General features: G+C 63.7%; 8 protein-coding genes and 2 pseudogenes. 7 read left to right on the forward strand and 3 right to left on the reverse strand.

Annotated elements, in window-relative coordinates; genetic code table 11:
- Positions 1-22: 22 nt before the first annotated feature.
- Complete coding sequence (locus tag ACEN9O_RS19885) at positions 23-2,161, reverse strand: beta-galactosidase (RefSeq protein WP_495613544.1); 2,139 nt, start codon at positions 2,159-2,161, stop codon at positions 23-25.
- A 463-nt stretch (positions 2,162-2,624) separates the two neighbouring features.
- On the opposite strand from ACEN9O_RS19885, the gene ACEN9O_RS19890 reads away from it, so the two are divergent.
- Positions 2,625-3,722, forward strand: a complete 1,098-nt coding sequence (locus ACEN9O_RS19890; protein WP_495613545.1) for a helix-turn-helix domain-containing protein — start codon at positions 2,625-2,627, stop codon at positions 3,720-3,722.
- Between the two features lie 198 nt (positions 3,723-3,920).
- A complete protein-coding gene (locus tag ACEN9O_RS19895) occupies positions 3,921-5,123 on the forward strand; it encodes a XylR family transcriptional regulator (protein WP_495618506.1) in 1,203 nt (400 codons plus the stop codon).
- A 478-nt stretch (positions 5,124-5,601) separates the two neighbouring features.
- On the opposite strand, the gene ACEN9O_RS19900 is transcribed toward ACEN9O_RS19895, so the two are convergent.
- Both ACEN9O_RS19900 and ACEN9O_RS19905 read right to left on the reverse strand, forming a co-directional pair.
- On the reverse strand, positions 5,602-6,864 hold the full coding sequence (locus tag ACEN9O_RS19900) for a glycoside hydrolase family 5 protein (RefSeq protein ID WP_495613546.1): 1,263 nt from the start codon (positions 6,862-6,864) through the stop codon (positions 5,602-5,604).
- 88 nt (positions 6,865-6,952) lie between these two features.
- Positions 6,953-8,629: a sodium:solute symporter family transporter gene (locus ACEN9O_RS19905; RefSeq protein ID WP_495613547.1), complete on the reverse strand. Its 1,677-nt coding sequence runs from the start codon at positions 8,627-8,629 to the stop codon at positions 6,953-6,955.
- Between the two features lie 439 nt (positions 8,630-9,068).
- Here ACEN9O_RS19905 and ACEN9O_RS19910 point away from each other — a divergent pair.
- The 5 genes and pseudogenes from ACEN9O_RS19910 to ACEN9O_RS19930 form a co-directional block, all read left to right on the forward strand.
- Positions 9,069-9,560 (forward strand): annotated as a pseudogene (locus ACEN9O_RS19910) (GDSL-type esterase/lipase family protein); the annotation flags it as partial.
- Positions 9,561-9,764: 204 nt separating this feature from the next.
- Positions 9,765-10,454, forward strand: a pseudogene (locus tag ACEN9O_RS19915) (alpha/beta hydrolase); the annotation flags it as partial.
- The gene (locus tag ACEN9O_RS19920) at positions 10,451-11,581 is read left to right on the forward strand and encodes an acyltransferase family protein (protein ID WP_495613548.1); all 1,131 of its coding nucleotides are present in this window, start codon (positions 10,451-10,453) and stop codon (positions 11,579-11,581) included. The pseudogene ACEN9O_RS19915 and the gene ACEN9O_RS19920, both read left to right, overlap by 4 nt.
- Before the next feature lie 189 nt (positions 11,582-11,770).
- Positions 11,771-13,411: an alpha-L-fucosidase gene (locus tag ACEN9O_RS19925; protein WP_495613549.1), complete on the forward strand. Its 1,641-nt coding sequence runs from the start codon at positions 11,771-11,773 to the stop codon at positions 13,409-13,411.
- Positions 13,412-13,653: 242 nt separating this feature from the next.
- Complete coding sequence (locus tag ACEN9O_RS19930; RefSeq protein ID WP_495613550.1) at positions 13,654-16,371, forward strand: TonB-dependent receptor; 2,718 nt, start codon at positions 13,654-13,656, stop codon at positions 16,369-16,371.
- The last annotated feature ends 33 nt before the right edge of the window (positions 16,372-16,404 follow it).

The raw sequence follows: 16,404 nt of genomic DNA on the forward strand, positions 1-16,404 counted from the left end.
GCCGGCGCGGGGCTATTTCCGTTTACTTCGCCGTGTCGGAAGGGCCGGCCTTGCCGTCTTCCTCGACGATGGCCAGTTCCCACGGACTCAGCGTCATCGCCTCGTCCGGCTTCACGTGGCGTGAGCTCAGCAGGTCAACGCCGGCCTGGTGGCGGTAGTTGAAGTTGACCGCCGCGCCGGAATAGTTGAAGTAGTAGCGCACCGCGTGGCCGAAGCCGTTGACGCCCGAGCGCTCATGCACGCTGGCCGGCAACTGCCGCTCCGGCGCCACCATCCCCAGCTCCTGCAGCGACGATTGCAGCACCGCCTTCTGCAGCTTGTCCGACAGGTAGGTGCCCTCGTAGACCACCTTGCCCGAACCGTACTGGTTGGCCGTGATGGCGGGCCAGCGGCCGAAGAACGGATGGTCGTACCACGCCAGCGCCTTGGCCGTGTCGAGCTGCAGGAACTCGGCCCAGTGCTGCACCTTGTTGTCTGCGCCGGCCTGGAAGGGATCGCCCTTCAAGGTCAGCGGCTGGGCCAGGTTGGAGAATTCCTGGTAGTGGAAGCCCAGCGCCTCGCGCAGCGGTCCCGGCGCCATGGTCCAGCGCACGGCGGCGTTCTCGTTGGTGAAGCCGCTCTTGAAGGTCATCACCACGCGGCCGCCCTTGCGGATGTAGTCGGAGATGCGCTTGAGCAGCGCGTCGTCGGCCACGTACAGCGACGGCACGATCAGCAGCTTGTAGGCCGAGAAGTCCTGCGTGTCCGAGAACACGAAGTCGGTGCCGACGTTCAGGTCGTACAGCGCGCGGTGCATCTGGCGCACCAGCCCGCCGTAGTCGGCCTTGGTGCCGCCGCCGCCCCACTGGTTGTCCTTGGCGAAGGGCATGTCGTTGAGCGCGTTGAGCGAATCGCGGCTCCACAAAATGGCGACGTCGTTGTGCAGCTTCAGGTTGACCAGGCGCGGGCCGATCTTCTGCAGCTCGCGGCCGGTGCGGCTCATCTCGGCGTAGGCGCGGTTGGGCTCCAGGTCGTGCGACAGCACGCCTTTCCAGTAGGTCTCCTGGTTGGCGTGGATCGACGCCCAGTGCCAGTACTCGACCATGTTGGCGCCGTTGGACAAATGCGTGTAGACATCCTCGCGGAACTGGCCGTCGTACGGCGGATACTGGAACGACGAGGACCAGTCGGTGGTCTGGGCATTGGTCTCGGTGACCAGGAAGTTGTTGCGCTTGAGCGAGCGGATGAAGTCCGCCTGCAGCGTCTGGTCGGCGCCGTTGTACCACTCGCGCTGGCCCCAGTGGTAGATGTTGACGGCCGGCGTGTCGAGCGCGCGCGCCACGTCTTGCTCGTTGACATCGGCGTGCATGGTGCCTGCGAAGTCATGCGTGACGAACTGGCGCGGCGAGGCGCATTCGCGGATCAGCCCGGCCTGCCAGCTGAGGAAGTCGGTGACGCGCATCTGGCTCCAGCGCGTCCACTCCAGCTTGTAGCCGGTGCTCTGCGCGCCGTCCGGGCGCGGCAGGTCGGTCCAGCTGTGCAGGTCCTGGCCCCAGTAGTTCAGGAACCAGGCCTTGCTGAGGTTTTCCGGCGTGCCGAATTTCTTTTCCAGATAATGCTGGAAGCGCACGAACACATCGTCGTTGGCGGCGCCGTAGCTGCCGGTCTCGTTGTCGACCTGCCAGCCGATGACGTTGGGGTTGTCCTTGTAGCGCGCAGCGATCTTGCGGATCAGGCGTTCGGCGTAGAAGCGGTAGGCGGCCGAGTCGGTGTTCATGTTCTGGCGCATGCCGTAGGTGTTCTGCGCGCCGTTGAACTTGCGGGCCAGGATCTCCGGGTTCTGCCGCGCCATCCAGGCCGGGATCGAGTAGGTCGGCGTGCCCATGATGACCTTGATGCCGGCCTTGCCCATGGCGTCGATGACGCGGTCCATCCAGGCGTATTCGAAGCGGCCGTCTTCCGGCTCCCACAGGCTCCACGTGGATTCGCCCAGGCGCACCACGTTGAAGCCGGCCTCCTTCATCATCTGCACGTCTTTATCGAGCCGCTCGTAGGGCATGTATTCGTGATAGTAGGCCGCGCCGTACAGGACGGTGGGGAAGGGCGGCGGCGCGGCGGCCGGCGCGCAGGCGGCGGCGGTCGCGTACGACAACGCCAGCGAGAGCAGGGTTCGTTTTAACATACTAAGTCTCCATAATAATCAGCAAGCCATTGTGGAGACCTGCGGTATGGCCGCGCAATTATGAAAATTGCCAAGCCTGCCAATGATTTCGCGGTGCCTTGCGGGGTCTACGTAATTTCATGTCCATATTAACGTTTTTGACAATTGCGGCAGGTCGGCCCGGATCGGAGAATACGTCTCAGGGATTGCGGGGCGGCGCTGCCGTACCGGGCGCACCAGGCGGTCCCTGTTCGTACTCTCCACTACCTCTCCGGTGGTATTCGGGCGGCTTCGGCCGCCCCTTTTTTTTGCGACGGCCGTCTGGCCGTGTCCGCATTGCCAGATGATCTGCGAACGCGTAACATCGGATACCGGCAGCCAGCGTCCCGGACGCGACAGTCACTTACTCTGATCCAGGCTTTCAATGCAAGAATTTTATAAAAAAGCACTAGTCGGGTGCTTTTGTCTTATCGCGGCGTGCGTAGTGCTCGGCTATATCTGTGTCAGACTAAGCTATTTGCAGGCGCCGCTGCTGCCAGCGGCCGACAGTCCGCTGCCCTGGAAAGGCGAGTCGAGCTGGGATACCCGGCCCGGCGGCAAGGCCATTCTGCACCTGTATGAAGCCCAGCAGCGGCTGCGCTTCGATTTCCGCATCCCCAAGACCGGCGAGGGCTACGCCGGCGCCGAACTGAACTTCAGCGACCGCAAAGGGCAGCCGGTCCACGTCGACCTGTCGCGGTATTCGTCGATTTCCCTGCTGGTGAAGTGTTCGCCGGCCAACACGCTGGCGCTCAGCATTCCAACCTTTGTCGGCAGGCGCTCTGACCAGCAGGAGTTTCTGGGTTACCGCGCCCCCTTGTCCTACTTTTCCTGCGACGAGAACGAATCGCGCATCGAACTGGACCTGACGCGGCTGGAAACGCCGCAGTGGTGGTTTTTGCTGGCGCAGCAGGCCTTGTCGCAACACGCTTATAAGCTCGACAAGGTGCCCAAGATCGCCATCGGCAGCACGCCGCAAAGTCCGCGCGAGGTCGGCCTGGAGGTGGAGATCCGCGAGCTGAGTCTGAAGGGCCGCGACCGCCGCTATCTGGTGCTGCTCGGGGCGCTGTTGATCGTCGTTTGGAGCGGCTTCGGTGTCTGGTTTTTCAGGCAACATGCGCAGGCCCTGATCGACGACGTCAAAGGCAAGCTGCAGAAGGATTTGCCGTTCGTGGCATATCAACAACTGTCGCTGGAGCCCCATCGGGACAAGGAAACCACGGCCCTCATGCAATTCATTTCCAGCCGCTACGCCGATGCCGAGCTGGACCTGGAGCGGGTGGTCGAGGAAACCGGGATCAACCGCAACAAGGTCTACGACATCCTGAAAAACGAGCTCGGCTTCACTTTCAGTGGCTATTTAAACAAGCTGCGGCTGACCGAGGCGGCCCGGCTGCTGGCCGAGAAAGGCACGGCCACGGTGGCGGAAATCGCCTATTCCGTGGGCTATGCCAATGTTTCCTATTTTAATAAGCTATTCAAAGAGGAGTATGGCTGCACGCCCAAGGCTTTCCGCAGCGCCTGTTCTGCCACACCGGTCTAACACTATCATCATAATTCCTTCAAATACATTCGTTTTGCTAGCAATTCCAGCCTGAACGTTACCGTCTCCGTGCAGATTTTCTTATTCTCTAAGGAACGCTCCGGCACTGCCGAGAGGGTATAAAAATAACGATCTGGAGGAGACTATGAGCAAGGTACCAACGCGCGTATTGTCGCGCCGCAAGCTGGTGTCCGCATGATGAGCACCACCAAAGCATACCGGATTGCGCTGCTGTTCAACGCCAACAAAACATTCGATCGCGAAGTACTGGCAGGCATCGCCGATTACCTGGGCAGCAAGCGCGTGGCCTGGGAAGTATTCCTGGAAGAGGATTTCTGCCTGCGCCTGGCCGGCATCGCCAGCTGGCAGGGGGACGGCATCATCGCCGATTTCGATGATCCCGGCGTGGCGGCGGCCCTGGCCGATTGCCCCTTGCCGGTGGTGGCGGTGGGCGGTTCCTATGCCGCCGAAGACCAGTATCCGCCCGGCGTGCCCTATGTGGCGACGGACAACTTCCAGCTGGTCAAGCAGGCCCGCGAGCACCTGATCGACGTCGGCCTGCAGCGTTTCGCCATGTTCAGCCTGCCCGAGGCCCCGGAGAACCGCTGGGCCCAGGAGCGCGAGCACGCGTTCCGCCGCCTGATGTGGAACGACCGCAGCGAAGCGGAAATCTACCAGGGCTGCGCCACCACCCCCGGCTCGTGGGGCGGCGCGCTGGACGGCCAGGTTGCCTGGCTGCGCAGCCTGCCCAAGCCGATAGGCATCATCGCCGTGACCGACGCCCGCGCGCGCCAGCTGTTGCAAGCATGCAACATGGCCGGCATCGCGGTGCCGGGGGAGGTGGCCCTGATCGGCATCGACAACGACCCGCTGGTGGGCATGCTCACCCCGATACCGCTGAGCTCGGTCGCACAGGGCGCGCACGAGATGGGCCGCACCGCGGCGCATCTGCTGAGCCAGAAGCTGCACCGGGCGCGCGTGGCCAACGGGCCGGTGCTGGTGCCGCCGGCCGGCGTCAACGTGCGCGCGTCCAGCCTGCACCAGCCCAGCGGGCATCCGCTGGTGATGCGGGCTTGCCACTATATCCGCCAGCACTCCAGCGAGAGCCTCAAGAGCCATCAGGTGGCCATGCACCTGGGGGTGTCGCGCTCGTCGCTGGAAGCTTACTTCCGGCAGGAACTGGGGTGCAGCGTGCATGACATGGTGCTGCGCTGCAAGCTGGAGGCCGCCAAGGCCGGCCTGGACAGCGGCGAACTCAGCATCGCCGACGTGGCGCTGAGCTGCGGCTTTGGCTCGACCCAGTATATGCACCTGGTGTTCAAGCGCGAGCTGGGCTGTACGCCGCGCGCCTACCGGGACCGCATGTTCGAGGCGGCTGAACTGCGTACCGCCAACGGCTAGCGCAAGCGGCATGGCGCGGCGCCGCCGGCCCGCGCGATTGGCGCTGATTTTGCTGATCGTCGTCGATGCGCTGGCGGCCGCTGTCTGCGTCGATCGGAGCTATCTGTCGCTGGTGCTGTTGCCGGCGCAAAAAGACGGCGTGCGCTGGCACGCCGCCGAATATTCGGACATCGTCCAGGGCGGTGCGTCGACCGTGCACATCGACGCGCAGCAGGAGCGCCTGCACTTCGATTTCAAGCTGAGCAACGCGGCGCGCTACCCCTTCATTTCCGCCGAGCTGGCGCCGCAGGACGGCAAGGGCGGGCCGTCGATGGCGGACTGGTCCAAGTACAGCAGTCGAAGCACAAGTCGACCCAGACCACCGAGACCAAGGAAGGTTCGCCACCGGGCCGCGCTATACGGTGTCGATGCGCTACACGTACTAGAAAGAAAAGCGGCCCCTGGTGCAGGGGCCGCGTTGTCAGGCATCAAGGCTGGGTCAGAGGCCCAGCCCGTTTCCGCCACGGATCAATGCACTGAGCGACTGCTGGTCAACCACGGTGTTGGTCCAGCGATTGAAGATCGCCCAGCCGTTGTTGCCCGTCGCCCCATTGTCCCAATAGAACGGCATCATGCCGTTGGCCACCGCTTGCCGGCTGGCGTAGTTGAGGAAATACGCGCGCGAGTTCAGGTGCAGCTGCAGGTCGGCGCTGCCGGACAGGCCGCTGCGCCGCATCGCCCCGAATTCCCCGATCACCACCGGTATGCCCTGATTGACGAACTTGGTCTTCATCTTGGCGTAGTAGGCGTTCAGGTCGGCTTCCTCGCCCCAGGTCGCGTTGTGGGCCGTATCGGTGGTCGAGTGGTAGGCGCCGCCCCAGTAGAAGAACTGGTTGCCCCAGCTCTGGTCCGCATCCATCAGCGTGAACTGGTACGGCGTGTAGTAGTGGACCTCGGCCATCATGCGGCGCTGCACGCTGTCGCTGGGCATGGTGTTCATCAGGTTGTAGGTGGTGTCGATGTCGGTCTTCGGACCTTGCACCACCAGCGTCCGGTAGGCGTTCTTGCCGCCGGTCGAGCGCACCGCGTTGATGAAGGTCTGGTGGTAGGACAGCAGGATGGCCATCTGCGTCGCATCGCCGGCCGGCGGTTCGTTGGCGCTGGCGAAGATCAGGTGCTCGTCGAAACCGCGCAGGGCGGTGGCAATCTGTTCCCAATACGCTTTCTGCTTGGCGTTCACCGAGGCTTGCGCGGTGGCGTTGATGTTGTTGTCGAGCCAGCCGCCGTCCCAGTGGATGTTGACGATGACGTACAGGCCGTTGTCGACGCAATACTGGACCACCTGCTTGACGCGGGCCAGCCAGGCATCGCTGATCTTGGCCGTGGTCTGGTTGGCGTACTGGTCCCAGGAGGTGGGCAGGCGCACGGCGGTGAAGCCGCTTTGCTTGATCAGCTGGATCTGCTGCAGCGAAATCGCGGGATTGCCCCAGTTGGTTTCGCCGCCGATCGCTTCCAGCGTATTGCCGATGTTGTAGCCGGCCTTGATGCGCGTGGCCAGTGTGACGGCGTCGCTGGCCATGCCGTTGAGATCGGCAGGCTGAGGACTGGTGTTGTAGCTGGGGTAGGTGGGGGCTGGCTTGCCGCCCAGCTGCAGGCGGGCGGCTTGCTTGTTGCCGGTGCCTGCGGTGTCGGCAGTGCCGCCGCCGCAACCGGCGGCGGTCAGTGCCAGAAAGAAGGTACTCAGGATGGTGTTTGTTCTCAAGACATATCTCCTTAAATTTAAGTGTTATGTTTGTGTTTCAAGAACAGGCATTGCACAGACTGGGCGAGCACCTCCTTTCACATAGGTTTTACCACCAGGCCGTATAGATCGTGGCCAGCAGTACGCAGATCACGGCGGAGCCGAAGGCGAAAGCGCCATCGACGCGGAACAGGCTGTGGTCGATGTGCAGGTGGCGGGTGTTGGCCGCGCGGCGTGCTTCGGCCATCTTGCTGATCACGACCATGCCGGCTACCACGAACCAGAACACGATGAACATGCGGTCGAGGAAAGGAATCTCGAACACGCCGCTGCCGTTGTCCTTGGAGAAGCCGATCGATGCCAGGAAGGACAGGTCGGTCATGGTCGGCAGGAACTTCAGCAGGATCGAACCGGCCAGGCCGCCCAGGGTGGCGAACATGGCTGCGCCGGACGTGGTCTTTTTCCAGAAGAAGCCCAGCAGGAACATGGCCAGGATGCCAGGCGAGACAAAGCCGGTGTATTCCTGGATGTACTGGAAGCCGCCTTTCTTGTCGATGCCCAGCATCGGCGCGATCAGCACGGCCAGTGCCATGGCCACGACCACGCTGACGCGGCCGATCCATACCATGCGTTGTTCGCTGGCGGTCTTGTTGAACAGCTTGCTGTAGATGTCGAGCGTGAAGATGGTGGCGATACTGTTGGCCTTGCCGGCCAGCGAAGCGACCACGGCGGCGGTCAGCGCGGCGAAGGCGATGCCTTTCAAGCCCGATGGCAGCAGGCCCAGCAGGATAGGGTAGGCACGGTCGGGATTGACTTCGCCGCCGACCTTCATGGCGTCGCCCAGCGCGCCGGACTTGTCCAGCGCGTAAGCGGCGATACCAGGCAGCACCACGATGACCGGCATCAGCAGCTTCAGGAAGGCCGCGAACAGCAGACCCTTGCGGGCGGTCGGCAGGTCGGCGCCCAGTGCGCGTTGGGTGATGTACTGGTTGCAGCCCCAGTAGTTCAGGTTGACGATCCACATGCCGCCCAGCAGTACCGACAGGCCCGGCAGGTCCATATAGTTCGCATTGTCGCGCTTGAGGACCATGTCGAAGTGGCCGCGGGCGCTGTTGTACAGCTCGGAGAAGCCTTGCAGCGCGCCATGCTTGCTGCTCAGTGCAGCCACCATGTCGAGCGCCAGCCAGGTCGTGACCAGGCCGCCGACCACCAGGCAGGTGACCTGCACCACGTCGGTGTAGCCGATGACCTTCATGCCGCCCAGGGTGATGATGGCGGCGAACACGGCCAGGAACAGCATGCAAGGCAGCAGGGCGATGCCCGACAGGCTGCTGATGGCCAGCGCGCCCAGGTACAGGATCGAGGTCAGGTTGACCACCACGTACAGGCCCAGCCAGAACAGTGCCATGGTGGTGGCGACCGCCTTGCCGTAGCGCTGTTCGAGGAACTGCGGCATCGTGTAGATGCGGTTCTTGAGGTAGACCGGCATGAAGAACACGGCCACGATCACCAGCGTGGCGGCGGCCATCAGTTCATAGACGGCCACGGCCATGCCGATGCGGAAGCCGGAGCCGCTCATGCCGATGAATTGCTCGGCCGAGATGTTGGAGGCGATCAGCGAGGCGCCGATGGCCCACCAGGTCAGCGAGCCTTCGGCCAGGAAGTAGTCATGCGAGGCGAGGCCGGAACCGGCTTGCTTGCGCCGGTAAACCCATAGGCCGTAGCCCGCCACCATGACGAAGTAGACAAGAAAAACAATGGTATCAAGTGCCGAGAATGTGTTCATTAGGAAGTCGGTATGAAGATTAAGTCTCAAATGCGGACAGTCGCGCTGGAGTCGCTGTCCGTCGTGTCCAGCGGTAGCCGGAAGTTACTGGCGCTTATTGTGACGGGTAACTCAGCCGTTGTGGCGGGGTTGACAAGAAACACTGTGCAGGTTGGTGATTTTCATAATTGATATGGCGCGGTGCGGGTTGCAAAATCGCTGCAATTGACCGAAATAAAAAAGGATGCCCCCCATGTCCAGCCGCCTGGCCCTGTTGTTGATGACCGCCCTGACCGTCCATGGCGCCCTTGCCGCCGATACGCCCGCAGCCCAGCCGCTGCCGCCGTGCGCCCTGACACCGGCGGCGCGCGCGGTCGAGTACCCGTGGATGTCGATCGAGCGCTGGCGCGGCATGCATGCGGATCAGGTGGCGCGGGCCGCGAAGGGCGACATCGACGTGATGTTCCTCGGCGATTCGATCACCGAGATGTGGTCGAAGCCGGTGTGGGACGCCAACTTCGGCCAGATGAAGGCGGCCAACTTCGGCATCGGCGGCGACAATACCGGCAACGTGCTGTGGCGCCTGCAGGATCCGGCCATCGCGCGCCTGCAGCCGAAGGTGGTGGTGCTGTTGATCGGCGTGAACAATTTCAACTTGTGCGGCGAAACGCCGGAGCAGGTCTTCGGCGGCATCCAGGCCGTGGTTGGCCGGCTGCGCGCGCAGTATCCGGCGGCGCGCATCCTGCTCAACGCCGTGCTGCCGTCGGGCGCCAAGCCCGATGAGCCGGTGCGCCAGCGCATCGTCGCGCTCGACAAGATGGTGGCGACGCTGGACGACGGCCAGCACGTCTTCTTCCACAATTACGGCGCCCGCTTCATCGGCGCCGACGGCACGCTGTCGGCCGAGAACCAGCCGGACTTCCTGCATCTGTCGGAAAAGGGTTACCGGATCTGGGCCGCCGCGATGCGCCCCGACATCGAGCGCCTGCTCAATCAACCGCGCCCGGCCCAGCCTGTGGTGCTGGCGGCCGACGACGTGCGGGCCTTTGCCGCCGCGCCGGCCGGGTTCGACCAGGTGCGGCCCGGCGTGGCGCAGGGCCGGATCGAGGAATTCAGCTACGAGTCCGGCATCACCGGCACGCGGCGCAAGGCCAATGTCTACTTGCCGGCCGGCTACACGCCGCAGCGGCGCTACCCGGTGCTGTACCTGCTGCACGGCATCGCCGGCAACCACGACGAGTGGCGCGGCTACGTGCATGCGCAGGCCATCCTCGACAACCTGATTGCCGACGGCAAGGCGGTGCCGATGATCGTCGTCATGCCTAATGGCCGCGCCCTGGCCGACGACCGCCCGCCGCCCGGCGACCGCACCTTCACGCCTGCGCACATCGCCGGCTTCACGGCGTTCGAGCGCGAGTTGCCGGAGGTGCTGGTGCCGGCCATCGACAGCAAGTATCCGACCCTGGCCGGCGAGGCGCAACGAGCGATCGCCGGACTGTCGATGGGTGGCGGCCAGGCGCTGAACATCGGGCTGGGCCATCCGGACACCTTTGGCTGGGTCGGCGCCTTCTCGGCGGCGCCCAACCTGAAGGCGGCGGCCGCGCTGCTGCCTGGGAGCGGACACGCCCAGCCGCGGCTGCTGTATCTGTCGTGCGGCAACCAGGACGGGCTGATCGACGGTTCGCAGACCTTGCATCGTTATCTGAAGCAGCACGGCATCGCGCACGTCTGGAATGTGGACGAGCACGGTCATGACCGCGAGAGCTGGGCGGACAATCTGTACCACTACGCCCAGCACATCTTCCGCCAGGGCGGTTCCGGTGCCGTCCCCGCAGCGCCGCTATGAAGCCGCACTACCAGGTGTTGGACGGGCTGCGCGGTACGGCGGCCTTCAGCGTGGTGCTGTTTCACATCTGGGAAATGCTGGTGCCCGGCCCGGAGCAGAATCCTTTTGCTCACACTTTCCTGGCGGTTGATTTCTTCTTTGCCCTGTCCGGCTTCGTGCAGGGCCATGCCTACGATGACCGCCTGGCGCAGCACGGCGGCGGCGGGCAGGGCTTGTCGGTGGCAGGCTTCTTCCAGCGGCGCCTGATCCGGCTGCACCCGATGGTGCTGGCCGCGATGGCGATCGGCGTGGTGGTCTACCTGCTCGATCCCTTTGTCGGCGAGGCGCAGAGGGTCGGCGCGAAGCTGTCGCTGGGCATGCTGGTGCTCACCTTCGCGCTCAACGTGCTGTTGCTGCCGGCGCCGACCCTGCCCAATTATTTCGGCGAAACGCATTCCGTCAACGGCCCTGCGTGGACGCTGTGCCAGGAATACCTCGGCAACGTGCTGTATGTCCTGTACGGTCCGCGCCTGGGACGCAAGACCCACGTGACGTTGTGCCTGGTCAGTGCGCTGGCGCTGCTGCTGACGGCCAGGCATTTCGGCAATCTCGGCTACGGCTGGGGATGGGGCCATTTCTGGGTCGCGCCGATCCGGCTGGCTTGCCCGTTCCTGTTGGGGCTGCTTGTGTACAGGATGCGGCTGCGGGTCTCGCTGCCGGCACCGTATTTGCTGCTGTCGCTGCTGCTGGTCGGGGTGTTCGTCACGCCGATGCTGGTGGGCAGCGTCAACTGGCTGTTCGAAGCCGGCTGCGTGATCCTGGTGTTTCCGTTCGTGCTGATGGCCGGCGCCAGCACCGCACCCATGGCGGGTTGGGTGGGACGCGTTTGCCGGATAGCGGGGGAGTTGTCCTATCCGGTGTACATCGTCCACTATCCCTTCATCTATCTTTTCGCGCACTGGAACTGGTCGACCCATCCAGGCAAGCCGCTGCTGACGGCCATGGTCGTTGTACTGTATTGCGGCGTGACCCTGCTGGCGTGGGCGCTGTCCAGATGGTATGACCGTCCACTGCGAGCCTGGCTGTCGCGCGTATGTATCGAGGACGAGGGGCGCCTGGCGCGATTGGCGTCAGCTCCATCTAAATAAAAAACGCGGATGTACTGTAGGCCATACTCGCACCTTAGTAAATCCTTTCTCTCATCATTCTCCCCTGCGTGGACAACTGGCCGGGTTGCCTGATTTTATGACGCGCAATGTTGGTTTTCGCAATTGCACCGACATGGGGCGGCCAGCACAATGCGCGCAGGCTTTCCCAACTTGATGATGGAACCAATAATGAAGAGACGAGAATTATTGCGGCACCTGGGCGCGGCCATTCCGGCCCTGGCGCTATCCCCGTTTACCTACGCCACCAACGCGGCGCCGTTCGGCGGCCATGAGCCCATGGCGCCCGGCCCCTTCAAGGCGGACTGGAATTCGCTGGCGGCATACCAGACCCCGGATTGGTTCCGCAACGCCAAGTTCGGTATCTGGGCGCACTGGGGCCCGCAATGCGAGGCAGAGCATGGCGACTGGTACGGACGCGGCCTGTACGAGGAGGGCAGCGATCACTACCGCTACCATCTGGAGAAATACGGCCACCCGTCCAAGGTCGGCTTCAAGGACGTGATCCACCAGTGGAAGGCGGAGCGCTGGGATCCCGACGCCCTGGTGGCGCTGTACAAGAAAGCCGGCGCGAAATACTTCGTGGCCCTGGCCAACCACCACGACAATCTGGACCTGTACGCCAGCAAGTACCAGCCGCAATGGAACTCGACCACGGTCGGTCCGAAGAAGGACCTGATCGGCGGCTGGGCCAAGGCTGCCCGCAAGCAGGGACTGCGCTTCGGCGTCAGCGTGCACGCGGCCCACGCATGGACCTGGTACGAGACGGCGCAGGGCGCCGACAAGAACGGCCCGTACGCCGGTGTGCCCTACGATGGCCGCATGACCAAGGCCGACGGCAAGGGCAAGTGGTGGGATGGACTCGATCCGCAGGCGCTGTATGTGCAGAACCATCCGCTGAGCAAGAGCGGCGGCGATCAATGGCATTGGGGTAACGGCGCGTCCATCCCGGACCAGGCGTACTGCGAGAAGTTCTACGACCGCACCATGGAGCTGATCAACAACTACGATCCCGACCTGGTGTATTTCGACGACACCGAGCTGCCGCTGTCGCCGGTCAGCGACGTCGGCCTGCGCCTGACCGCGCACATGTACAACCGCAGCATCGCCAGGAAGGGCAAGCTGGAGGCCGTGGTCAACGGCAAGATCCTCAGCGAGCAGCAGCGCAAGACCATGGTGTGGGATATCGAACGCGGCCAGAGCAACACCATCGAGCCGCTGCCGTGGCAGACCTGCACCTGCATCGGCAGCTGGCACTACGACCGCCGCATCTACGACAACAAGTCGTACAAGAGCGCGCAGACGGTGGTGCACACGCTGATCGACGTGGTCAGCAAGAACGGCAACCTGCTGCTCAGCGTGCCGGTGCGCGGCAACGGCACCATCGATCCGCTGGAGCAGGCCATCGTCGAGGAAATCGGCCGCTGGATGGCGGTCAACAGCGAAGGCATCTACGACAGCCGGCCGTGGGCGGTATTCGGCGAGGGCCCGGTGATGGAGGAGGCTTCGGCGCCGATGTCGGGCGCGGGCTTCAACGAGGGCAAGAACAAGCCGTTCTCGGCGGCCGACGTGCGCTTCACCGTCAAGGGCGATGCGGTGTATGCCTTCGTGTTGGGCTGGCCGGCCGACGGCAAGGTGACGATCAAGGCCATGCGCGCCGGCAGCCCGCACCTGAAACAGGGCATCGCGCGGGTCGAGCTGGTGGGCGGCAGCAAGTCGCTGGCATTCGAGCAATCGGTGAGCGGCCTGCAGGTGACGCTGCCGGCCGCCGCGCCGGCGCTGCCTTACGCCTTCGCGCTGCGGATCGTCTAGTTCCGGCCGCTTTTGCAAGTGGTGTTCATGGATGGCTCCTTCGGGAGCCATCTTCGTTTCGGCCGCGGTTGTGCCGATTTCGATTGTTTCCAGTGCCAAGACTGCCAAGACGTCCTCATCGGGGACACGTAAGCTCTGTTGCGATTCGATAGCCTCGTTGAGCACGCGATCGAAGCAAACCGGCAGTTTTATTACGATCCCGCACTGTCGATGGGGGACGTCATCACTAGGAGACGAGCATTATGTTTCAGGAAAAAATAGGTGTGCGCTGGGTGAAGGTGGCGCTGGCTTTGTTGTCGGCCCAGGCCATGACAGTGGCGCTGGCGCAGGAGCAACCGGATGCCAAGATGGAGCGGGTGGAAATCACCGGCAGTAATATCAAACGCATTGCGCAGGAGGGCGTCTCGCCGATGACCCTGATCACCAAGGAGGATATCAAGCGCTCGGGCGCGACCTCGGTGCTGGACGTGCTGCGCAACCTGCCGTCGGTGGGCGGCAACGGCCGCGATTTCGGCGGCGGCAACGACTTCCGCAACGGCGCCACCACGGCCAGCCTGCGCGGCATGCCGACCCTGATCCTGTTGAACGGCAACCGCCTGCCGGTGTCCGGCTCGGACGATTCCAACGGCTTCACCTCGGTGGACCTGAACATGCTGCCACTGGCGGCGATCGAGCGCATCGAGGTGCTCAAGGACGGCGCCTCGGCCATCTACGGCACCGACGCAGTGGGTGGCGTGATCAACTTCATCATGCGCCAGAACTACCAGGGCGTGGACCTGAGCACCAGCTACGGCACCACCACGCTGGGCGGCGGCGATGTGCGCAAGCTGTCGGTGGCGGGCGGTTACGGCGACCGCGCCACGCAGAAATTCAACCTGACCTACGCGGCCATGTACGAGGACACCAAGCGCATCAAGGGCACCGACCGCGACTGGGCCAACCATATCGATTTCGGCGCCAGCGGCGGCCTGCAGTACGCCAATGTATACGGTGCCCACGGCACCGATGCCGGCACGCTGTCGATCGGCGGCAACCGCTTTGCCGACCCGGAATGCCTGCCCGGCTCCAAGCTGCCGTATCCGAGCGGCGCCGAATGGTTCCCATCGCCGACCCGCAACGGCTGCCTGTCGGCGACCGCGGAATTCACCGACCTGGTCAAGCCGTCGCGCCGCGCCGGTGCCACCGCCGCGCTGAACTGGGACATCGCGCCGGACCTGACGCTGTTCGCCAACGCCTTCTTCACCAACTTCGACAAGCGCATCGTCGGCCAGTCGTCCTGGTTGCAGAACCGCGCGCGCAACAACCTGGTCATCCCGGCCTCGAATCCCTTCAACACCTATGGCAAGCCGGTGACGGTGCGGCGCGATTTCCCGGTCTACGAGGGCGGCATCAAGACCAACGTCGACAACCTCTGGCTGCTCACCGGCCTCAAAGGCGAGCTGGCGGGCTGGGACTGGTCGGCCACGCTGTCGCACGGCGAGGAGCGGGGCCGCACCGATACGCTGGGCGCCTACAAGCTGGAGGAGTTGAACCAGGCGGTCGACGACGGGCGCTTCAATCCCTTCGGCGTGAACAAGAATTCGGACGCCCTGATCCGCGAGCTGTCGGGCGAGATGTATGTGAAGACCCGCAGCAAAACCGATTCCATCAAGGTGCAGGCCGCGACCGAGTTCGGCGAGCTGCCGGGCGGGAAGATCGGTGTCTCGCTGGGCTCCGAGCTGCGCAAGAATTCGCTGTCGTACACGCCGTCGCAGGATTGGCAGCAGGGCCTGCTGGGCCAGTACGCGGTGCTGCCGCCGATCTCGGGCTCGGAAAAGCTGTCGGCCGTGTATGCGGAGCTGAGCCTGCCGTTGCTGAAGACGCTGGAGGCCCAGGCCGCCGTGCGCTACGACAAATATGAGCTGGCCGGCGCCACCACCAATCCCAAGCTTGGCCTGAAGTGGGCGCCTACCAAGGCGTTCATGCTGCGTGCCAACTACAGCACCGGCATGGTGGCGCCGTCGCTGCCGCAGCGCTTCAGCGAGGGCAGGGATTCCTTCTCGCCGACCAAGGACCCGCACCGCTGCGTCGAAGGCGATGTGTATTTCGATACCTACTGCACCCGTTACGTGAAGACGTCCAACGTCGGCACCAAGGATCTGCAGCCGGAGAAGTCGAACCAGTACAACATCGGCTTCGTCATCGAACCGCTCAAGGACCTGAACATCGGCCTGACCTATTACGATATCAAGTGGAAAAACAAGATCGACGTCCTCGACAGCACCACCGTGCTGGATAACGAAGATGGCGCCTACAAGTCGCACGTGACGCGCGACGCCGTCACGGCCGACGATATCGCGGCCTATGCAGCCTTGTCGGCGGCGGACCGGGCGCGGCTGGGGCCGTTGCGCGGCGAGCTGTCCAACCTCAAGACCGGCTGGGTCAACCGCTTCCAGTCGCACACCTCGGGCATCGATCTGGATGCGTCCTACACCTTCCGCACGGACCGGCTGGGCCGCTTCAAGGTGTTCGGCGACGCCAACTATACGATACGCTACGACACGGTGCTGCTGGCCGATAACGTCTACATCAACTGTCCGAACAACACCTCGTGCGACGCCGGCGAGTACGGCAATCCGCGCGTGCTGGCGAACGTCGGTGTGAACTGGGACCTGGGATCGTGGAGCGCCACCGGCATCGTCAAGTACGTGGCCGGCACCAAGGTGGATCGTTCGCCGTCCGCGGTGCAGAACCAATGGTATGACTTCTATGCCAAGGGGCGGCGGATTCCGGCCATCGCCACGATGGATATGTCGTTGGGCTATTCCGGCATCAAGAACGCGGTGATCCGCGTCGGCGCCAACAATGTGTTCAACCGCGATCCGGCCTTCGATCCCGGTTCCTCGCTGGGCTACAACGACAGCTGGGGCGATCCGCGCGGCCGTTATGTGTATGTCAGCCTGGACTACAGCTTCAAATAAGCGTTGCTGACGATCCGGCCGTCTTCTATGGAG

The sequence above is a fragment of the Duganella sp. Dugasp78 genome, assembly GCF_059491455.1.